Origin of the sequence: Streptomyces marispadix, assembly GCF_022524345.1 — a bacterium.
In the GTDB taxonomy this organism is placed as follows: domain Bacteria; phylum Actinomycetota; class Actinomycetes; order Streptomycetales; family Streptomycetaceae; genus Streptomyces; species Streptomyces marispadix.
Genome location: NZ_JAKWJU010000002.1, coordinates 4,981,936 through 5,002,862, shown reverse-complemented (window position 1 = coordinate 5,002,862; position 20,927 = coordinate 4,981,936). Strand labels below are relative to the sequence as shown.

Below are 20,927 nucleotides of genomic sequence, written 5' to 3'. Positions count from 1 at the left end.
CTTGGCGTCACGGCAGCTCATCACGTACGTGCTCCCGCTCAGCACATCCACAGAACCGTGTGCGAACGCGAATCAGCGCGCCCGAACCGTGGCCGCGCAGCGCCCGGGACACAAGCGGTGGGGCGCCCGAGCATGAGTGAGGGGCGGCCCTCAGTGGACCGCCCCTCACCTTCGGATGCCGTCGCCCGCGCCCCGGGCCCTGGACGACTCTTCGCCGGGCCCCCGGGCGGAGCCGCCGCTCAGCCCTCGACGCCGAGCTTCTCCAGGATCAGCTCACGCACACGGGCGGCGTCCGCCTGCCCCCGGGTGGCCTTCATGACCGCGCCCACGAGCGCGCCCGCGGCCTGCACCTTGCCACCGCGGATCTTCTCCGCGATGTCGGCGTTGCCCGCGATCGCCTCGTCCACGGCCGCGCCGAGCGCGCCCTCGTCGGAGACGACCTTCAGTCCGCGCTTCTCCACGACCTCGTCCGGTGTGCCCTCGCCCGCCAGCACGCCCTCGATGGTCTGCCGCGCGAGCTTGTCGTTGAGCGAGCCCTCCTGCACCAGCTCACAGACCCGGGCGACGTCCTCGGGACCGATGGGCAGATCCGCCAGATCGGTGCCCGACTCGTTGGCGCGGCGGGCGAGTTCGCCCATCCACCACTTACGGGCCTGGTCGGCGGGCGCGCCCGCGTCGACGGTGGCGACGATCAGCCCCACGGCACCGGCGTTGAGCACGGACTGCATCTCGTGCTGCGAGATGCCCCACTCCTCCCGCAGCCGGTTGCGGCGCAGCCGCGGCAGCTCGGGCAGCCCCGCCCGCAGCTCCTCGACCCACTCGCGGGACGGTGCGACCGGCACCAGGTCCGGCTCGGGGAAGTAGCGGTAGTCCTCCGCCTCCTCCTTGACGCGGCCGGAGGTCGTCGTGCCCTGGTCCTCGTGGAAGTGCCGGGTCTCCTGGACGATCTTCTCGCCCGCGTCCAGCACCGCCGCGTGCCGCTGGATCTCGAACCGGGCCGCGCGCTCCACGCTGCGCAGCGAGTTGACGTTCTTCGTCTCGCTGCGTGTGCCGAAGGCGCTCTCGCCCTTGGGGCGCAGCGACAGGTTGACGTCGCAGCGCATCTGGCCCATCTCCATGCGGGCCTCGGAGACGCCCAACGCCTTGATCAGCTCCCGCAGTTCGGCCACATACGCCTTGGCGACCTCGGGTGCGCGCTCTCCCGCGCCCTCGATGGGCTTGGTGACGATCTCGATCAGCGGGATGCCGGCGCGGTTGTAGTCGAGCAGCGAGTGCGAGGCGCCGTGGATGCGGCCCGTGGCGCCGCCGATGTGCGTCGACTTGCCGGTGTCCTCCTCCATGTGGGCGCGCTCGATCTCCACGCGGAAGACCTCGCCGTCCTCAAGCTGCACGTCGAGGTAGCCGTTGAACGCGATCGGCTCGTCGTACTGGGAGGTCTGGAAGTTCTTCGGCATGTCCGGGTAGAAGTAGTTCTTCCGCGCGAAGCGGCACCACTCCGCGATCTCGCAGTTCAGCGCGAGACCGATGCGTACGGCGGACTCGACGCCCGTCGCGTTGACGACCGGCAGCGCGCCGGGCAGACCCAGACAGGTCGGGCAGGTCTGGCTGTTGGCGTCCGCGCCGAGCGTCGTCGAGCAGCCGCAGAACATCTTCGTGGCGGTGCCGAGTTCGACGTGGACCTCCAGCCCCATGACGGGGTCGTAGGCGGCCAACGCGTCCTCGTACGGCACCAGTTCAGTGACGGTCACGGATACTTCGCCTCTCAGTCGTCCGCGAGGACATCGTCGATGTCGAGCCGCCGCAGCTCCCGTACGAGCAGCGCCACACCGGTGACGATGCCCGCCGCCGACACCGCGACGTCGAGCAACTGGAGCGTGTCGCCCTCGCGACGGGCCTCCCTGCCGCGCTTGATGGTGCCTACGGCCCCGAAGAGGGAGGCGGCGATGGACACGTACATCCCGGTCCGGGACTTCTTGAACCCCTTGGCCTTCTGAAGCTTTCCACTCACAGCGACGGTGCCTCCTCGAGCAGCGGGTGTCCCCAACGTGCCTGGTGGGCGGCTTCCAGGGCCGCACCGACACGATAGAGACGGTCATCGGCCATGGCCGGAGCGACGATCTGGAGCCCCACCGGGAGGCCGTCCTCCTCGGCCAGGCCGCACGGTACGGACATGGCGGCGTTCCCGGCCAGGTTGGACGGGATGGTGCACAGGTCGGCCAGATACATGGCCATGGGGTCGTCGGCGCGCTCGCCGATGGGGAACGCGGTGGTCGGCGTCGTGGGCGAGACGAGGACGTCCACCTCCGCGAAGGCGCGCTCGAAGTCGCGGGTGATGAGCGTGCGCACCTTCTGCGCCGAGCCGTAGTACGCGTCGTAGTAGCCGGAGCTGAGTGCGTAAGTGCCGAGCATGACGCGGCGCTTGACCTCGTCGCCGAACCCGGCCTCACGGGTGAGCGCCGTGACCTCCTCCGCGGAGTGCGTGCCGTCGTCGCCCACGCGCAGCCCGTAGCGCATCGCGTCGAAGCGGGCGAGGTTGGAGGAGCACTCCGAGGGTGCGATCAGGTAGTACGCGGCCAGCGCCTTGGTGAACGACGGGCAGGAGACCTCGACGACCTCGGCGCCCAGCTCCCGCAGCAGCTCCACCGTCTCGTCGACGCGCTGGAGCACGCCCGCCTGGTAGCCCTCGCCGCGGAACTCCTTGACGACGCCGACCCGCAGGCCCGACACCTCGCCGTTGCGCGCGGCGGCGACGACGTCCGGCACGGGCTGGTCGATGGAGGTCGAGTCCAGCTCGTCGTGGCCGCCGATGACGGAGTGCAGCAGCGCGGCGTCGAGCACCGTGCGGGCACAGGGCCCGGCCTGGTCGAGGGAGGAGGAGAAGGCGACCATGCCGTAGCGGGAGACACCGCCGTAGGTCGGCTTCACGCCCACGGTGCCGGTGACGGCGGCGGGCTGGCGGATGGAACCACCGGTGTCGGTGCCGATCGCCAGCGGCGCCTCGTACGCGGTGATCGCCGCGGAGGAGCCGCCTCCGGAGCCGCCCGGGATGCGGGTGAGGTCCCAGGGGTTGCCGGTCGGCCCGTACGCGCTGTTCTCCGTGGAGGAGCCCATGGCGAACTCGTCCATGTTGGTCTTGCCGAGGATGACGACGTCCGCCTCCTTCAGCTTCCGCACCACCGTCGCGTCGTACGGCGGGATCCAGCCCTCCAGGATCTTCGAACCCACCGTCGTGGGCACGCCCTCCGTGGTGAACAGGTCCTTCACCGCGACCGGCACGCCGGCCAGCGGGCCGAGCCGCTCGCCGCGTGCACGCTTCTCGTCGACCTCGCGGGCCTTGGCGAGCGCGCCCTCGCGGTCGACGTGCAGGAAGGCGTGCACCTTCTCGTCGACGGCGTCGATACGGGCGAGATGCGCCTCGGCGACCTCAACGGCGGTGACGTCGCCGCTCGCGATCCTCTCCGCGGTCTCGGCCGCGGTCAGTCTGGTCAGATCGGCCATCGCTCAGTCCTCCCCCAGGATCTGCGGCACCTTGAATCGCTGCTGTTCCTGCGCGGGGGCGCCCGAGAGCGCCTGCTCGGGCGTCAGGCCGGGACGGACGACGTCCGGGCGCATGACGTTGGTGAGCGGCAGCGGGTGGGAGGTCGGCGGTACGTCCTCGTTGGCGACGTCTGAGACGGTGGCGACAGCACCGATGATGTCGTCGAGCTGACCGGCGAAGTGATCCAGCTCTTCGTCCTTCAGCTCCAGGCGCGCCAGCCGGGCGAGGTGGGCGACCTCCTCGCGCGAGATGCCAGGCATGCAGCGGTCCTCTGGGTGAGTGTTGGATTTTCCGCCCCAATCCTATGGCTCCCGCGACCGGGCTCGTGCCGCCGGTGGTTTTCGGCGGTGGGCGCGATGGGCGCCGGGGTACGGCGACGTGTGCGCGTTCCGTACGTGGCGGGTGCGGGGCGGGCCGTTCCGGCGCACATGTCCGGACGGCATGATTTACGGCCCACACTTACGGATACCGGCCTCGAACCGCACGGGGAGTGGCCCGCAAATCACGCTTGAGTGTCCGGACACGCACGCCTACACGACCCGCCCCTCCCGCCGTCCCGCGTCTTTCCCGCAGTGCCCGACGCCGTCCCGCTCAGCACCAACTGCACGTCGGCGAGGGGGCGTTGCACCCGGCCGACATCGGCGGCGCTGATACACCGGCCCGTGGGGCCGGATGGGGAGAGCAGCCGGCGGGCAGGAGGGGGCGGGACGTGGAGGCGGTGGTTCCGGGACACTCAGCGCGATTTGCGTCCCGGCAGCGTGCGGTCACTTCCGGGCTCCGTGGGGCCGCGGGCGAAAATCGTGCCGTCCCGGTGCCGCCGCCGTAGCGGCCCGCACCCGGCACCACGCACGCACCCGAAGCGCACCCGAACCGCTCCATAAGCGCCCCCGGCGCCATACGCACCGGGGGCGGACGCCGCCCGCTTCACGTCGCACCCGCCCCACGTCGCACCACGGCCGCAAGGCCGTTACTGCACCGGCTGCCACCCCGTCGGCCGGTTCGCGTCATGGGACTGGGTCGGTTTGGAGGGCCCGCCCGTGGAGTGCTGGGAGCCGCCCGTGGAGCCCGGGTGCGAGCGGGTCGAGCCGGCGGTCGACGCCGAAGGCCCGCACTCCAGTTGAGGTCGCGGACGGGCGCGCTCCAGGGAGTGCGGAACCCCGTCGCGCGCCCGCAGCCACGCCGTCGTCTCGTCCGGCGGCATCGCGGCCGCCACGAGCCATCCCTGGACCGCGTCGCAGCCCAGGTCCCGCAGCCGCTCCCAGGTCTCGTCGTCCTCCACGCCCTCGGCCACCACCAACAAGCCCAGGGAATGGGCCAGATCGACGGTGCAGCGCACGATCTCCGCGTCCTCCGCGTCCACCGCGAGCCGCGCCACGAAGGAGCGGTCGATCTTCAGCTCGCTCACCGGCAGCCGCCGCAGATGTACGAGCGAGGAGTAGCCGGTGCCGAAGTCGTCGAGCGACATCTTCACGCCGTGCCCTGCCAGCGCCGCCAGGGTGTCGGCCGCACGGTGCGGGTCCTCCAGCAGTACGTGCTCGGTGATCTCCAACTGGAGGGCGCCTGCGGGGACTCCGTGCCGTGCGAGACGTCCCGCCACGGCGCCCGCGAAGCCGGGCGCGTGGACGTCGCGGGGCGAGACGTTCACGGCGACGGGCACCGTCAGCCCGTCCGAGCGCCAGCGGGAGACCTGCGCGAGGGCCGTCTCCAGCACGTACTCGGTGAGCCGTGGCATCAGCCCCGACGTCTCGGCGATCGCGATGAACTCGTCCGGAGGGACACGTCCCCGCTCCGGGTGCACCCATCGCACCAGCGCCTCAAGTCCCGCCACGACGCCGTCGAATCCGACCTTCGGCTGGTAGTGCAGCTCGACCTCGCCGGCGTCGAGGGCGCGGCGCAGATCGGCCAGCAGGCCGAGCCGGTCGGGGGTGTTCTCGTCGCGCGTGGCCTCGTAGACCTCCACGCCCGTACGGTCGCGCTTGGCCTCGTACATCGCCACGTCCGCCCGGCGCAGCAGGCCCTCGGCCTCGCGGGCGTGCTCAGGGAAGACCGCGACGCCCGCGCTCGCCTCCAGCACCAGGGTCAGCCCGTCCAGGTCGAGCGGCGAACCGAGCGCGGACACAAGGGTGCGCGCGGCGCGCATCGCGCTGGTGGTGGAGTCGGCCAGCGGCAGCAGCACGGCGAACTCGTCGCCACCGAGCCTGGCGGCCTCCGCTCCGCGCGGCAGCTCCGCGCGCAGCCGCTCCGCGATCTTCAACAGCAGCCTGTCGCCCGCGAGATGGCCGAGCGTGTCGTTGACGGAGCGGAAGCGGTCGAGGTCGATGAGGACGAGTGCGGAGCGGGCCTCGGTACGGTCCGCCTCGTCCAGCGCGGTCCAGGTGCGCTCCAGCAGCCACTGCCTGTTGGGAAGTCCCGTGAGCGGGTCGCGCAGCGCCTCCTCGGCGCGTACGCGGGCGATCCACAGCGTGGAGTCCAGAGCGATGAGCGGCACCGCGAACAGCGGGAGCAGTATCGGCCGGTACGCGGCCACCACCGTGATCAGCGGTGATATGCCCAGCAACGCGATGGCGACGAGGCCCTGGCGCAGCAAGGCCCTGCGCAGCGCGGTGGGCAGCCCGGTCTTGTGCGGAACGTGGGAGAACCACAGCAGGAGGCGGGTGACCAGCAGATAGGCGAAGGCCGCCATGACGACCTCGGGCAGCGCCAAGTAGCCCCAGTCGGCGGGCCGCCAGGGATGCGCGACCGACGGGTGCACGCCCACGGCTGCCAGCGACAGCGCCGCGGCCCCGATGCCGAGGATGTCGACGGCGCCCTGGACGACCGCCTGCCGCCAGCGGTGACGGCGTACCGCACCCACCAGCACCACGACGGCGAGGCTCACCACCACCGCGGGCGCCCACCCGTAGAGCAGGAGGATCGCCAGGGTGAGCGCGGCGCCCGAGCCGGTGCCGCTCCACCAGCGGTCACGGCCGAGCGCGACGAGATGACCGACGATCACGCCGGTCAGCACCGCCAGCGACCAGCCCGTGACCGCGTCCGGGAAGAGCGCTCTGCCGTCCGTCACCACGCGGAAGACGCATGTGCCGAGAACGATTCCCGCCCCGACGACGACGAGTAGTGGAAGTCCGGGCACTCGCAGCGCCGCCAGGCGCTGTACCCACGGCGCGTCCTCCGCTCCGGCCGTGGACCCCGTACTCCCGCTCGTGCCGTCGGGCAGGCTGGAGTGCGGGGGGCCGTGGCCCCCAGGAATTTCCTGCATGCCCGTCCCTCCGCCGTACCGTCCGTGCCTGCTTCCCCAAACCAGGCACACACATCAACAGTAGGCCGCACACCGCCTCCAGGGCAGCGATCGGCCCGGGTTGGCTGTGTACGACCCGGCTGATCCGGCCCCGTTCACGCACAACTGCCGATGACAGTGCGGCTTCTGAGTGCATACCCGGGCGCAAACGCCTGGGACACCTGTGACGGGCACACAACAGTGGGAAAACTGCGATGACTTGACGAGTCCTCAGTGCCCTATTCGGGATGCTTTTCGGCCACTTCGCGTGCGGCGTCCGGGCCTTGCTCCAGAAGAACGGCGAGACCGTCATCGTCCAAAATAGGCACCTCCAACTGGACGGCCTTGTCGTATTTGGACCCAGGACTCTCCCCCACCACCACGAAGCCGGTCTTCTTCGAAACGGATCCGGTCACTTTCGCACCGCGCTCCTGGAGCGCCTCCTTCGCGGCGTCCCGGGTGAGCGTCGCCAGCGTCCCGGTGACCACCACGGTGATCCCCTCCAGGGGGCGCGGACCCGACTCGGCCGAGCCCTCCTCCTCCATCCGTACGCCTGCCGCGCGCCACCGTTCGACGATCTCGCGGTGCCAGTCCTCCGCGAACCATGCCTTGAGTGAGGCGGCGATCGTCGGCCCCACGCCCTCCGTCGCCGCCAGCTCCTCCTCGTCCGCCTCGGCGATCCGGTCCAGGGAGCGGAACCCCCGCGCCAGCGCCTCCGCGGCGACCGGCCCCACATGACGGATCGACAGGCCGGTGATGATCCGGGCGAGGGGACGCTCCTTGGCGGCCTCGATGTTCTCCAGCATCGACAGGGTGTTCTTGCGGGGCTCGCCCTTCTGGTTGGCGAAGAGGGTGACCACCTTCTCCTCGCCCGTCTCCGGGTCGCTCTTGGGCAGCCCGGTGTCCGGGTCCAGGACATAGGACTTGATGGGGAGCAGATCCTCGACTCTCAGGTCGAAGAGGCCGCCCTCGTCCTTCAGCGGGGGTTCGGCAGGCTCCAGGGGCTGCGTCAGCGCCGTGGCCACCACATAGCCGAAGTGCTCGATGTCGAGGCTCTTGCGCCCGGCGAGATAGAACAGCCGCTCCCTCAACTGGGCAGGACAGGAACGGGCGTTGGGGCAGCGCAGATCGATGTCGCCCTCCTTCATGGGGCGCAGCGCCGTGCCGCAGTCGGGGCAGTGCTCGGGCATCTCGAACTCGCGCTCGCTGCCGTCCCGCAGATCCGCGACCGGCCCGAGGATCTCCGGGATCACATCGCCCGCCTTGCGCAGCACGACCGTGTCCCCGATGAGGACGCCCTTGGCGCGCACGACCTCCTGATTGTGCAACGTGGCGAACTCGACCTCCGAGCCCGCGACGGTCACCGGCTCGACCACCGCATACGGAGTGACCCGCCCCGTGCGGCCGACGCCGACGCGGATGTCGACCAGCTTGGTGTTGACCTCCTCCGGTGCGTACTTCCACGCGATCGCCCAGCGCGGCGCACGCGACGTGGAGCCCAGGCGGCCCTGGAGCCGCACCTCGTCCAGCTTCACCACGACGCCGTCGATCTCGTGCGCCACCGAGTGGCGGTGCTCGCCGTAGTGGGCGATGAACTCCCTTACGCCTGCGAGCCCTTCGACCACCTTCGTATGGTCCGAGGTGGGCAGGCCCCACTCGCGCAGCAGCCCGTACGCCTCGCTGAGCCTGCCGACGTCGAGGCCGTCGCTGGCGCCGATGCCGTGCACCACCATGTGCAGCGGACGCGTGGCCGTCACCTTCGGGTCCTTCTGGCGCAGCGAACCGGCCGCCGCGTTACGGGGGTTGGCGAACGGCTTGTCCCCTGCCTCCACCAGACGGGCGTTCAGCTCCTCGAAGCGCTCCATCGGGAAGAAGACCTCGCCGCGCACCTCGACCAGCTCCGGGACGCGCTCGCCGCCGAGCCGCTCCGGGATGTCGTCGATGGTCCGCACGTTGGGCGTGATGTCCTCGCCCGTACGCCCGTCGCCGCGGGTGGCAGCGCGGGTCAGCCTGCCGTGCTCGTACGTCAGATTGACCGCGAGGCCGTCGATCTTCAGCTCGCACAGGAAGTGGTGCTCCACGCCCTCCAGTTCGCGGGCGATCCGCTCGGCCCACTCGGCCAGCTCCTCGTCGTCGAAGGCGTTGTCGAGCGAGAGCATGCGCTCGCGGTGGGCGACCTCCGTGAACTCCGTCTCGTACCGCCCCGAGACCTTCTGCGTCGGCGAGTCGGGGGTGACCAGATCCGGGTGCTCGGCCTCCAGCGCCTCCAGCTCCCGCAGCAGCCGGTCGAACTCGGCGTCGCTGACGACCGGGGCGTCCCTCACGTAGTACCGGAAGCGGTGCTCCTCGATCTGCTCCGACAGACGCCGATGCCGCTCGCGTGCGTCGGCGGGCGCTGTGGACTTCCCCTTCGAGGCTGCTTTCGAGGCCGCAGTCGAGTTCGCTGCCGCGGGCTTCGCCGTCTGCTCTTTGCCGGCCACCGTCTCGTCTCCCGTCACTCAGGGTCGTCGGCGAGGGATCTCGCCGCCCGGACGCAGTGGTCGAGTGCCGCTCGCGCATACGCGGGCGAGGCTCCCGCCATACCGCAGGCAGGGGTGACCACGACCGACTCCGTGAGGAGGGCCGGGGACAGCCCGAGCCTGCGCCACAGCGCCCTGACACCACCGACGCTACCGGCAGGGTCCGACAATCCCGCCGACGGCGGCCGGTCCCCCGGTACCACTCCCGCGAAGAGCACAGTCCCGCCCTCGACGGCCTCGCCGACCGCTTCGTCCTCACGCTCGGTGAGCAGGGCCGCGTCGAAGGAGACACCGGCGACGCCCGCGCGGCGCAGCAGCGCGAAAGGCGGTCCTGGCGCGCAGGAGTGCACGACGACGGGCACCCGCTGCGCCGCGCACGCGCCGACGACCTCCCGCAGGGCCCCCTCGGCCACCGCGCGGTCGACGGCGCCATGGCTGCGGTAGCCGCTCGCGGTCGGCACCCGGCCCAGCAGGACCGCGGTCAGCATCGGCTCGTCGAGCTGGAGCACCGGGCGCACGCCGGGCACCCTGCGCCGCACGTCCGCGATATGCGCCAGCAGGCCCTCGGTGAGCGACGCGGTCACGTCACGGCAGGCGCCCGAGTCGCCGAGTACGGCCTCTCCGTTGCGCCGCTCCAGGCTGGCGGCGAGCGTCCACGGTCCGACCGCGGAGAGCTTCAGCGCACGCCGTCCGGCGTCCTCGCCCCAGGTGTCGCCCTGCGTGAACTCCTCCAGCGCGTCGAGGTCTTCGCCCAGCCACGACCGCGCACGGCGGGTGTCGCGCCCGGGCCGGTCGCTGATCCGCCAGCCGCTGGGTTCGAGATGGGCGTACAGCTCTACGAGCAGCCCGATGGTGCGTCCGGTCATGTCGGCGCCGGGCCCGCGTGCGGGCAGCTCCGGGAGGAACGGGAACGCCTCCAGCGTGCCGGTGACGGTGCGTGCCGCCTCCCGCGCGTCCTCGCCCGGCATCGATCCGACGCCGGTGGCGGCGCCCGTCCCCCACACGGGGCGATCTTCCCGCACCGAGGCGCCCCCCGTGTCCTCGACCTCCCCCGCGCTCATGCGCCCGGCTTCACGGTCAGATCGGTGACCTCCGCGCCGCGCGGCATGTCCAGCGCGGTGAGCAGCGTCGTGGCGACGGCCTCGGCGGGCATCCAGCGCCCGGGGTCGTACTCCTTGCCCTCCTGGCGATGCACCTTCTCCTGCATGGGCGTGGCGGTACGCCCGGGGTAGACGGAGGTGACCCTGACGCCGTTGCCGCTCTCCTCGGCGCGCAGCGAGTCCGCCAGGGCCTTCAGGCCGTGCTTGCTCGCCGCGTACGCCGACCACTGCGGGTTGGCGCGCAGGCCCGCGCCGGAGTTGACGAAGAGGACGTGGCCGCGGGCCAGACGCAGCTGCGGCAGCAGCAGCCGCGTCAGCTCCACGGGCGAGACGAGGTTCGCGGCGAGGGTCTGGTTCCAGACCCTCGCGCTGAGTTCCCCTACTTCGCCCAACTCGACCACGCCGGCGATGTGCTGAAGGGAGTCCAGCTCGCCGGGCAGCTCCTGCTGGCCCAGTGCCCAGGAAAGCCGCTCCGGCACTCCCAGGTCGCCCACGACCGTACGGGCGCCCTCGAAGCGCTGCCGCAGCTCCTTCGCTCGGCCGGCGTCGCGCGCCAGCAGCCACAGTTCGTCGCCGCGTTCGAGGAGCCGCCGGGTGACGGCGGCGCCGATGCCGGAACCGGCGCCGGTGATCAGATGCGTTGCCATGCCCCCATCGTCTCCCAGCCGCGGCACGCGCCATGACCCCGGTGGCGGACCGATGAGTTTCCCCACGGCCCCCGGTCTGACCGCTGTGAGCCGGGCGGCGCCCGCGTGGGGCCGTCCGCACAGGTTCGTACGAGGGAGCAGCGATGCCGGCGAGGACGGACACGGGCGCGGACACGGGCAACGGCGCGGACACTGGGACCGGTACCGACGCGAGCGACGGGGGCACGGAGACGGACATCTCTGCGGTCCGTGCGCCACGCGCCCGCCCCGGTACGGACGCACCCGCGGTCGAGACGCACGGTCTGGTGAAGGTCTTCGGCGGCAACCGCGCGGTGGACGGCATCGACCTGTGCGTCCCGGCCGGTTCGGTCTACGGGGTGCTCGGCCCCAACGGCGCGGGCAAGACGACCACCGTGCGGATGCTGGCCACGCTGCTGCGCCCGGACGCCGGGCAGGCGCGGGTCTTCGGGCACGACGTGCTGCGTGAGCCGTCAGCCGTACGGGCAAGGGTCAGCCTCACCGGTCAATACGCCTCCGTGGACGAGGACTTGACCGGTACGGAGAACCTCGTACTGCTGGGGCGTCTGCTCGGCCACTCCAAGGCCGACGCACGCGGGCGCGCAGCGCGGCTGCTGGAGGCGTTCGGGCTCACGGAGGCCGCGAAGCGGCAGGTCAAGCACTACTCGGGCGGGATGCGGCGGCGAATCGACATCGCGGCGAGCATCCTCGGCACACCCGATCTGCTCTTCCTCGACGAGCCGACGACGGGCCTCGATCCCAGGAGCCGCAGCCAGGTGTGGGACATCGTGCGGGCGGTCGTCGCGCAGGGCACGACGGTGCTGCTGACCACGCAGTACCTGGACGAGGCCGACCGGCTGGCAGACCGTATCGCCGTCGTCGACCACGGCAGGGTCATCGCGGAAGGCACACCGGGGCAGTTGAAGTCGTCCGTCGGTGCGGGCTCGCTGCACATGCGGCTGCGGGACGCCGGGCAGCGAGACGACGCGCGCAGGGTGCTCTCGCGGGCGCTGGCCGCCCGGGTCGAGCCGGAGAGCGACCCGGTGGCGCTGACGGCCCGCGTGCCGGGGAACGGGGACGGGGACGGGGACGAGGGCCGTGCCACCGGTCAGGCCGCGCTGGCGCTGGCCGAACTCGCGCGTGCCGGGATCACCGTCGACCACTTCTCGCTGGGCCAGCCCAGCCTGGACGAGGTCTTCCTCGCCCTCACCGATCACCGTGCCACGGGCGAAGCCGCCGAGCCGGACGTACCCGGCACGGCGGACGTACCCGGCACGGCGGACGGCCCCGACGGCACGGAGAACGCTGCGAGTTCGGCGCCCGCCGACGCTCACACGGCCCCGGCGGAGGAGACGGCATGAACGACGGCACGACGAGCGACGGCGTGCGCACGGCCTCCGCCCGGCCCCGGACTCCGGCTCCCCGCACGGCCGGCTGGCGCCAGGCGCACCGCCGCGCCCCCGCCCGTACTGCCCGCGGCGGTGCTCGCCGGGACCCGGCCGCCTCGTCCGGGCGCGCTGTCGGTGTGCGTGACGTTCGGTTGGCGGGCGATGCTGAAGATCAAGCACGTGCCGGAGCAGCTCTTCGACGTCACGGCGTTCCCGATCATGATGACGCTGATGTTCACGTATCTCTTCGGCGGTGCGCTGGCGGGCTCGACGGGCGAGTACCTCCAGTACCTACTGCCGGGGATCATGGTGATGAGCGTCGTGATGACCACCATGTACACGGGCGTCGCGGTCAACACCGATATCGACAAAGGGGTGTTCGACCGTTTCCGTACGCTGCCGATCTGGCGTCCCGCGCCGATGGTCGGCTATCTCCTCGGCGACGCCTTCCGCTACACCACGGCCTCCGCGGTGATCCTGGGCGTGGGCCTGGCGCTCGGCTTCCGTCCGGCGGGCGGACTGCCCGGGGTGCTGGCCGGGATCGCGCTGCTGGTGGTGTTCTCCTTCGCCTTCTCCTGGCTGTGGACGATGTTCGGGCTGCTGCTGCGCACGGAGAAGTCGGTGATGGGCGTCAGCATGATGGTGCTCTTCCCGCTGACCTTCCTCAGCAACATCCTCGTCGAGCCCCGCACGATGCCGGGGTGGTTGCAGGCGTTCGTCGACGTCAATCCGGTGACCCATCTCGTCGCGGCCGTACGGGGGTTGATGGAGGGACGCTGGATCGGTGCCGAGATCGGCTGGACGCTGACGGCGGCGGCCGTGCTGGCCGCGGTGTTCGGGACGCTCACGATGCGGCTGTACAACCGCAGATGAACGAGGCGGCGGGCGGGGCGATCGAGACCCGGCCCTGGCCCCGCCCTCCCGTCTCGCCCCTCCGGTCTCAACTCTCCAGCAGCCGCAGCGCGCTCGCCCCGTCGTCGGCGAAGGCGACCAGTTCGGACAGCGGCAACGGCAGGAAACCCTCGGCCTCCATGCGGTGGAGCTGCTCGCGCAGACCGTCGTAGTAGCCGGCGGTGTTCAGCAGCACGACGGGCTTGGCGTGCAGCCCGTGCTTCTTCAGCTCCAGGATCTCGGTGGCCTCGTCGAGGGTCCCGGTGCCGCCCACCATGATCACGAACGCATCGGCACGGGCGAGGAGTTGGGCCTTGCGTTCGGCGAGATTCGCGGTGACGAGCATCTCGTCCGCGTCGGCACGCGCCTTGCTCTGCAAGAACTCCACGGAGACGCCCACCAGCCGTCCGCCGGCGCCCTGTACACCGTCGGCGACCACCTTCATGAGGCCGACGTCCGATCCGCCCCACACCAGGGAATGTCCCCGGCGGCCGATAAGCTCGGCGAACTCGCGGGCCGACTCCGTGTATACGGGGCCGAGTTCGGCCGCCGAGCAGAAGACGCAGACGTTCAAGGGGGAACTGTCCTTGGAGACCATGGACAGCAGCCTAGGCCGCGGCCTGCGCGGGCACATGGTGGTCTGCGGTGACAACGCTCTCGCTCAGCGGGTCACCAGAGAGCTGGCCACGGTCTACGGGCAGCACGTCACCGTCGTACTGCCGTCGCTGCGCGGCGGAAGCCACGGCCCGCAGATCGCCGGACTGCTGGACAGGCGCGGGCTGTCGGTGGAGACGGTCGAGGCGCGGGTGCCCGACGACGACGCGCTCGTACGGGCCGGGATCGAGCGCGCCAGCGCGCTCGCGCTCACCTCGGGCGACGACCAGCTCAACATCTCCATCGCTCTGCGCGCCCGCAGGATCAATCCCCGAGTGCGCCTGGTCATCCGGATGTTCAACGGAAATCTGGGGCAGTATCTCGCCGACCTGCTGGACAGGGCCGCCCGCTTGAACAATCCGCGTTCCGGTGGCGGCGGCACGGGCGACGCCGCGACGGACGCCACGACGACGGTGCTCTCCGACTCCGACACGGCCGCGCCCTCGATCGTGGCGGCTGCCGTGGTCGGCAGCGCCAAGGTGCTCTACGCGGACGGGCTGCTGCTGCGTGCGAAGGAACGCACCCTGCGCACCGTCGACCGCCGGAACCCGCTGTGCACGCTCGCCTTGATGCCCGCGACAGGGGACACCGAGCACGGCGAGGGCGCCTCCGACGACAACGAGGACGACGAGGGGACCGGCGAAGGGGACGCGGCAGACGCCGGGGAGGGCACAGACGCCGGGGAGGGCGCAGTCGGCGGGGAGCGCTCGGAGCGCGGCGACGGAGGGCACGGCGGCGACGGGAGCGCCGAAGCCGACGGGAGCGCCGGTTCCGGTGGAAGCCGCACGGAGACAGCCCCTGACGCACGCGCCTCCGCCCACCCCGGCACCGCCCATGCCCGCACCGCTCACGCCCGCACCGCCCGTCGCCGCGTCCCCGCGAGCCGAGGCCCCGTACTGCTCCCGGACGAGGAGGACTTGAGGGGGCTGCCGCCCGAGCGCGAGGCGGTCGTGCTGGAGGCCATCACCCGCAGAGCCAGCCGCGCCGCAGGTGCCCGTGCCCCGAGGTTCCCGAGGATGACCGCGGTCAAGCGGTTGTTCTCGCGCAGGCTGCGCTACTCGCTGCTGGCCATGACGGGCCTGGTGCTCGCCCTCGCCACCGTGAACTGGCTGATCAGCCGGGACTCCCCGCTCCACGCGGCCTATGTGACGCTCCTGGACATCTTCGCCATCAACGAGCCCAATCTGCACGAGCCCGCGGGCGAGCAGATCCTCCAACTCCTCGCGGGGCTCGCGGGGATGATGCTCCTGCCGCTGCTGCTCGCGGTCGTCCTGGAGAGCTACGGCTCGTTCCGCAGGGCCGCGGCACTGCCCACTCCCCGCGCGGCCTCGGCGGCCATGTGGTGCTCGTCGGCCTCGGCAAGGTCGGCAAGCATGTGCTGGAGCGGCTGCTGGAGCTGAACATCCCCGTCGTGTGCATCGAGCAGAACGACGAGGCACGCGGCATCGCCCTCGCCCGCAGACGGCGGGTCCCCACCTTGATCGCCGATGTGACGGACGACGGTGTGCTGGAGGACGCCAAGATCAAGCGCAGCCGCGCGCTGCTCGCCCTCACCAGCAACGACGGCATCAATCTGGAGGCCTCGCTCAACGCGCGGCAGATCAAGCCCGAACTGCGCGTCGTGATGCGGCTGTTCGACGACGCCTTCGCCACCACGGTCTACCGCACGCTCCGCGACACCTACCCCGCCGCCCAGACCCACAGCCGAAGCGTCTCCGCCCTCGCAGCTCCGGCGTTCGCCGGGGCGATGATGGGACGGCAGGTGCTGGGCGCGATCTCGGTGGGCCGCAGGGTGCTGGTCTTCGCCGCCGTCGAAGTACGGGGCAACCCTCTGCTGGAGGGCCGTACGGTCGAGCGTGCCTTCCAGACCGAGGCATGGCGGGTGGTCGCCCTGGACACCGCCTCCGAGGGCGAACGGCAGCATGACCTGTCGTCCGTGACGTCCACGGGCGAGGGCGAGTTGGAGTGGCGTCTGCACCCCGGGTACGTGCTCCAGGCAGGCGACCGCGTCGTCGTCGCCGCCACCAGGCGCGGACTCAGCAGGCTGCTCGCGGCCGGTCCCGAGAGCGACAGGCCGCGCATCCCGGGCACCGGGGAGCTGCGCCTGCCCGAACCGCGCTTCCCCTGACGCCGACGGCGGCCTGCCGCAGCCGGTCGACGCGCAAGGCCCTGATGCGCCGGGCCCTCAGTCACGTGCCGGGTCCCGGGTACGCGCCCGGTCCCGGAGTACGCGCCGGGTCACCGAGCCCGCGCCTATGCACCTGATGCGTACCTATGCACTGGCCCGGCCCCTTGGGGGGTCCCCCCGAACGTGCCAGGGGGACCGTGTCCCGCCCCCGTACAAGGGGCGGGAACAAGCAGCAAAATCGTTTCTCGACCTGGAATCAGAGCCTGAAGTGGAAGATTCCCCAGGTGAGTTGACGTTCCTTGCCGCCGTTGACCCAGTGTCCGAGGCCCTTCTTCATGTTCGTGAGGTATTCCGAACTCACCTTCCCCGCAAGTCCGTTGACCCCTTCGGCTTCCTGCCGCTCGGTCTCCTGAAGCACACGCCCGTAGTGATTGACGAGCTGTTCGCGGTGCTCCTCGAAACCTCCGCTGCTTGCCGCACTGAACCCGAGCCGGGCGAGTTCACGCCGGTAGAAGCCGGGCGAGCCCATCGTGTCGAGATGGATGCGCTCCAGAATCGGCTTCAGTACGGCAGTCGAAGTGCCGTCGGCGGCCATCGGGTCGGTGAACACGAGCTGACCGCCCGGGCGCAGCACCCGTGCGACCTCCTCAAGCACCCGTGTGCGGTTGCCGCTGTGCAGGAACGCGTCCTGCGACCAGACGACGTCCACACTGTCGTCGGGGTAGGGAATGGTCTCGAACGAGCCGTCCACCACCTCGATCTTGTCCGTCAGCCCGCGCTGCGCGTTGAGTTCGCGGTTGCGCTCGTTCTCGACCTCGCTGAGGTTGAGCGCGATCACGCGGCACCCGTACGTCTCGGCCACGTAGCGCGCGGAACCGCCGAAGCCCGCGCCGAGGTCCAGCACGACTGAAGAATCGTTCAGGTCGAGCTTTTCGGCCATGCGCTGCACCGTGCGGCGGCTGGCGTCGGCGATGGGCTCCTCGTCGCTCTCGTAGAGGCCGATGTGGATGTCCTCGCCGCCCCACACGGAGGCGTAGAACTCGTCCGCGTCGGACGAGTTGTAGTACGTGCGGGCGGTGCTCACGGCGGCCGAGTAGGCGCCCTCGCCCTCCTCGTCCATGCGGTACTCCTTCTCCGCGACATGCACAAAGAAGTCCGGCTGTTCCTCACGGTAGGTGTGCTGGAAGTCGCCGTAGGTCTCGATGTGCTGGAATCCCACCTCGGACATGAGCCGCGTGTAATCCTTGCGCAGCGGGAACATGTTGAGGTGGTACACGGAGTTGTCGGGGAAGTTGTACCGCATGCGGCACAACCCCTCGTCCAGATACTCCGGTTCGACCGCGACGTCCTCGCCGCAGTAGTAGTACGTGTGCTTGCTGGAGAATCCGCGGTCCAGCATCGCGTCGTAGTTGCGCTGGTCCAGGATGAGCACGCCGTCGTGCTTCAGCATCGCGTAGAACTCGGCCAGCGCCTTGCGGCGGTCGCGCTCCGAGAACAGGTGCGTGAAGGAGTTGCCGAGACAGACGATGGCGTCGTACTCGCCGTGCACGTCCCTGTTGAGCCATCGCCAGTCCGCCTGGACGACGCGGAGTATGTGACTTCCGTTCTCCATTCCGTTCTTGAATGCCTTCGACAGCATGTCGGCACTGCCGTCCGCACTGACGGCGTCGAATCCTGCCTCGAGCAGTCGCACCGAGTGGAACCCGGTTCCCGTGGCGACGTCGAGCACGCTCTTCACGCCCCGCTTGCGCAGCAGGTCTATGAAGAAATTGCCCTCACTCTGTGAGCGCTTTTCCCAGTCAATGAGAGAGTCCCATTTGTCGACGAAGCTCGGGACGTATTCCTCCGTGTAGTGCCCGGTGTCCCGGACGTCGACAGGGTTCTCTCCGAATTCCTGCGTCGGTCGCGCGGTAATGGGGTACCTCCGATTGCTGAGAGGGTGGCCTACGGCGCGGCCGACCCGGGACGCCAAGGCTTCAGTCACGGGCACCGCGCGCTCGGACTCCAGCGCATAGCTATCCACCCTCGCCCGGGTCTATGCCACCGAACCGAACGGTCGGCTCCTTGTTCGAGCGTGAACCGCACTCCCACCAGCGTCTTTGCGATCTCAGGTTTCCGGAGGCCGACTTGCCCCTAAACCAGGACAGTTGGGTATGCTGCAAGCCCAGCACGACAATTCGGCACACCCTGCACCGAACCCCCAAGAACGAACACCGCGAGCACACATGGCAAAGAGCACCTCGTTCAGCACGCGTGACATCGGCATAGACCTTGGCACCGCCAACACGCTGGTGTACGCACGCGGACGCGGCATCATCCTCAACGAACCGTCCGTCGTAGCGGTCGAGTCGCGGACCGGAAAGGTGCTCGCCGTGGGCACCGAAGCGAAAGAGGCAGTGGGCCGTACTCCGGGCTCCATCACCGCCACACGCCCCCTCAAGGGCGGGGTCATCACCGATTTCGAAGCGACCGAGGGAATGCTGCGGCATTTCATCAGAGCGGCGAAAGTGGGGCGCGGCAGAGGGCCGCGGGTCGTCGTATGCGTGCCGAGCGGTGTCACGGGAGTCGAGCGGCGGGCGGTCCTTCAGACCGCTGCGCGCGCCGGGGCGCGTTCCGTGCACCTCATCGAGGAGCCGATGGCCGCCGCGATCGGCGCCGGACTTCCGGTGCACGAGGCGCGCGGCTCGATGGTCGTCGACATCGGCGGCGGCAGCACGGAGGTGGCGATCATCTCCCTGGGAGGCACGGTCGTCACGCACTCCGCCCGCGTCGCCGGCGACGCCCTGGACGCGGCGATCGCCTCGTACATCGAGCAGAACTTCGCCATAGGGGTCGGTGAACGCACCGCCGAGGACGTCAAGATGTCGCTCGGCAGCGGCGTCCCGACGCCGGTACGCGGCCGGGACAAGGAGACCGGCATGCCCAAGACGGTGGAGCTGAGCGAGGAGGCGATCCGCGAGGCGACGGAGAAGCCGGTCGCGGCGATCGTCGACGCGGTGCGCACCGCGTTCGACGCCTGCCCGCCCGAGCTCTACGGCGACATCATGGAGCGCGGCATCGTCCTCACCGGCGGCGGCGCACTGCTGCACGGCCTGGACGAGCGGCTGGCGAAGGAGTCGGGCATGCCGGTGTACGTCGCGGAGGAGCCGCTGAGTTGCGTGGCGGTGGGCACGGGGCGCTGCCTGGAGGAGTTCGACAAGCTGGAGAAGGTCTTCAGCGGTACGGTGCACGGGGCGTAGCCCGTGGGCGCGTCCGGCGCCGTCACCGTGAGCCGCTCAACTCACTTGCGGGGCAAGCGCGTTCTGCCCGGGATGCCCGCCCATTCGTACGGCTCTACGGTCACCGCTTACGGCTCATGCGTCGCAGCGGACGGGAGCGGGGCGACTGCCGCCGAAGGGAGCTTGGCAGTGCGGGGCTTGGCGGGGCGCGACGGCGCGGGGCTTGGCGGGGCGCGACGGGGTCCCGCACAACTGCGGTGCGGTGCGGTGCGGGCCGATGGTGCCGTGCGGGACCGTAGGGACACACGGTGGTGAACTCGCGTCCGCTCTGCGCACAGTGGTGAACTCGCGTCCGCTCAGGCCGGTTCGCCGCCCTTCCCCAGAGCGTCCGGCCCGGAGTGCGCCCCCACCCGTGCCCGTTCCGTCGTGGCGATCGTCGCCGAGCCGATCACGCGGTCTCCGTCGTAGAGCACGATCGCCTGGCCGGGGGCGACGCCCCGCACCGGTTCGGTGAAGCGGACCCTCAACTCGTCGCCGTCCGCGGACGGTTCGGCGGTGACCTCCGTCTCGCCGCCGTGTGCGCGGAGTTGGGCGGTGTATCTGCCGGGGCCGTCCGGCGGAGCACCGCACCAGCGCGGCCTGACGGCCGTCAGGCCCTCCACGTCGAGGGAGGCGGCCGGGCCTACGGTGACGGTGTTGTCGGCCGGCGAGATGTCCAGTACGTAGCGCGGCTTGCCGTCCGGCGCGGGGTGGCCGATCCGCAAGCCCTTGCGCTGGCCGATGGTGAAGCCGTAGGCACCCTCGTGGGTGCCGAGCTTCCGGCCGTCCTCGTCGAGGATGTCGCCCTCGGAGGTGCCGAGGCGGCCCGCGAGGAAGCCCTGGGTGTCGCCGTCGGCGATGAAGCAGATGTCGTGGCTGTCGGGCTTCTTCGCGACCGCCAGTCCGCGCCGCTCGGCCTCCTCGCGGATCTCGTCCTTGCTGGTGAGCGTGTCGCCGAGGGGGAACATGGCGTGCGCGAGCTGGCGTTCGTCCAGCACTCCGAGCACATAGCTCTGGTCCTTGGCCACGTCGCTGGCGCGGTGGAGTTCGCGGGTGCCGTCGTCGCGGGTGACGATCGTCGCGTAGTGGCCCGTGCACACCGCGTCGAAGCCCAGGGCGAGCGCCTTGTCCAGCAGCGCGGCGAACTTGATCTTCTCGTTGCAGCGCAGGCACGGGTTGGGCGTGCGGCCCGCCTCGTACTCGGCGACGAAGTCCTCGACGACGTCCTCGCGGAAGCGCTCGGCCAGGTCCCAGACGTAGAAGGGGATGCCGATGACGTCGGCGGCGCGGCGCGCGTCGCGGGAGTCCTCGATCGTGCAGCAGCCCCGTGCGCCCGTACGGAACGACTTCGGGTTCTCGGAGAGGGCCAGATGCACCCCCGTCACGTCGTGGCCCGCCTCGGCGGCGCGGGCGGCGGCGACCGCGGAGTCCACGCCGCCGGACATGGCGGCGAGCACGCGAAGCCTGGGGGCGGCGCCGGAGCGTGGGCTGCTGGAAGCGTCAGTCATAACCC

At 70.8% G+C, this 20,927-nt stretch carries 16 protein-coding genes; 5 read left to right on the top strand and 11 right to left on the bottom strand.

The annotated features are described in order from the left end of the window. Positions 1 to 239 precede the first annotated feature (239 nt). The 8 genes from gatB to MMA15_RS20965 form a co-directional block, all read right to left on the bottom strand. A complete protein-coding gene (gatB, locus tag MMA15_RS21000; protein ID WP_241061678.1) occupies positions 240 to 1,748 on the bottom strand; it encodes an Asp-tRNA(Asn)/Glu-tRNA(Gln) amidotransferase subunit GatB in 1,509 nt (502 codons plus the stop codon). A 14-nt stretch (positions 1,749 to 1,762) separates the two neighbouring features. Next, complete coding sequence (locus MMA15_RS20995; RefSeq protein ID WP_241061677.1) at positions 1,763 to 2,008, bottom strand: hypothetical protein; 246 nt, start codon at positions 2,006 to 2,008, stop codon at positions 1,763 to 1,765. Then, the gene (gene gatA, locus MMA15_RS20990; RefSeq protein ID WP_241061676.1) at positions 2,005 to 3,498 is read right to left on the bottom strand and encodes an Asp-tRNA(Asn)/Glu-tRNA(Gln) amidotransferase subunit GatA; all 1,494 of its coding nucleotides are present in this window, start codon (positions 3,496 to 3,498) and stop codon (positions 2,005 to 2,007) included. Before gatA ends, MMA15_RS20995 begins: the two co-directional genes overlap by 4 nt. Positions 3,499 to 3,501: 3 nt before the next feature. Beyond that, entirely contained in the window at positions 3,502 to 3,798 is a 297-nt protein-coding gene (gene gatC, locus MMA15_RS20985) for an Asp-tRNA(Asn)/Glu-tRNA(Gln) amidotransferase subunit GatC (RefSeq protein ID WP_241061675.1), read from the bottom strand. Positions 3,799 to 4,505: 707 nt separating this feature from the next. Further along, complete coding sequence (locus MMA15_RS20980; RefSeq protein WP_241061674.1) at positions 4,506 to 6,794, bottom strand: putative bifunctional diguanylate cyclase/phosphodiesterase; 2,289 nt, start codon at positions 6,792 to 6,794, stop codon at positions 4,506 to 4,508. A 257-nt stretch (positions 6,795 to 7,051) separates the two neighbouring features. Continuing rightward, positions 7,052 to 9,292 (bottom strand): NAD-dependent DNA ligase LigA, encoded by a 2,241-nt coding sequence (ligA, locus tag MMA15_RS20975; protein ID WP_308290571.1) that lies wholly within the window; start codon positions 9,290 to 9,292, stop codon positions 7,052 to 7,054. Positions 9,293 to 9,306: 14 nt separating this feature from the next. Beyond that, positions 9,307 to 10,392 (bottom strand): methionine synthase, encoded by a 1,086-nt coding sequence (locus tag MMA15_RS20970; protein WP_277400440.1) that lies wholly within the window; start codon positions 10,390 to 10,392, stop codon positions 9,307 to 9,309. Continuing rightward, entirely contained in the window at positions 10,389 to 11,078 is a 690-nt protein-coding gene (locus MMA15_RS20965) for an SDR family oxidoreductase (RefSeq protein ID WP_241061673.1), read from the bottom strand. Before MMA15_RS20965 ends, MMA15_RS20970 begins: the two co-directional genes overlap by 4 nt. Positions 11,079 to 11,221: 143 nt before the next feature. Here MMA15_RS20965 and MMA15_RS20960 point away from each other — a divergent pair, with 143 nt between their 5' ends. Further along, positions 11,222 to 12,457, top strand: coding sequence for an ATP-binding cassette domain-containing protein (locus MMA15_RS20960; protein WP_241061672.1), 1,236 nt, complete (start codon positions 11,222 to 11,224; stop codon positions 12,455 to 12,457). Positions 12,458 to 12,565: 108 nt separating this feature from the next. After that, positions 12,566 to 13,357, top strand: coding sequence for an ABC transporter permease (locus MMA15_RS20955; RefSeq protein WP_241063336.1), 792 nt, complete (start codon positions 12,566 to 12,568; stop codon positions 13,355 to 13,357). A 67-nt stretch (positions 13,358 to 13,424) separates the two neighbouring features. Here MMA15_RS20955 and MMA15_RS20950 read toward each other — a convergent pair whose 3' ends face one another. After that, the gene (locus MMA15_RS20950; protein WP_505016620.1) at positions 13,425 to 13,949 is read right to left on the bottom strand and encodes an LOG family protein; all 525 of its coding nucleotides are present in this window, start codon (positions 13,947 to 13,949) and stop codon (positions 13,425 to 13,427) included. 22 nt (positions 13,950 to 13,971) lie between these two features. Here MMA15_RS20950 and MMA15_RS28545 point away from each other — a divergent pair, with 22 nt between their 5' ends. Together MMA15_RS28545 and MMA15_RS20935 are read left to right on the top strand one after the other, a co-directional pair. After that, on the top strand, positions 13,972 to 15,429 hold the full coding sequence (locus tag MMA15_RS28545) for an NAD-binding protein (RefSeq protein ID WP_372498281.1): 1,458 nt from the start codon (positions 13,972 to 13,974) through the stop codon (positions 15,427 to 15,429). Next, positions 15,369 to 16,157 (top strand): potassium channel family protein, encoded by a 789-nt coding sequence (locus tag MMA15_RS20935; RefSeq protein WP_372498280.1) that lies wholly within the window; start codon positions 15,369 to 15,371, stop codon positions 16,155 to 16,157. Before MMA15_RS28545 ends, MMA15_RS20935 begins: the two co-directional genes overlap by 61 nt. A 256-nt stretch (positions 16,158 to 16,413) precedes the next feature. Here the strand turns inward: MMA15_RS20935 and MMA15_RS20930 are convergent, their stop codons facing one another. Further along, positions 16,414 to 18,141, bottom strand: coding sequence for a glycine/sarcosine N-methyltransferase (locus tag MMA15_RS20930; RefSeq protein WP_443732557.1), 1,728 nt, complete (start codon positions 18,139 to 18,141; stop codon positions 16,414 to 16,416). Between the two features lie 241 nt (positions 18,142 to 18,382). On the opposite strand from MMA15_RS20930, the gene MMA15_RS20925 reads away from it, so the two are divergent. Continuing rightward, entirely contained in the window at positions 18,383 to 19,396 is a 1,014-nt protein-coding gene (locus MMA15_RS20925; RefSeq protein ID WP_241061669.1) for a rod shape-determining protein, read from the top strand. Between the two features lie 335 nt (positions 19,397 to 19,731). Here MMA15_RS20925 and mnmA read toward each other — a convergent pair whose 3' ends face one another. Further along, positions 19,732 to 20,922 carry a tRNA 2-thiouridine(34) synthase MnmA gene (gene mnmA / locus MMA15_RS20920; RefSeq protein WP_241061668.1) on the bottom strand — a complete coding sequence of 397 codons (1,191 nt, stop codon included), beginning with the start codon at positions 20,920 to 20,922 and terminating at the stop codon, positions 19,732 to 19,734. Between the last annotated feature and the right edge of the window lie 5 nt (positions 20,923 to 20,927).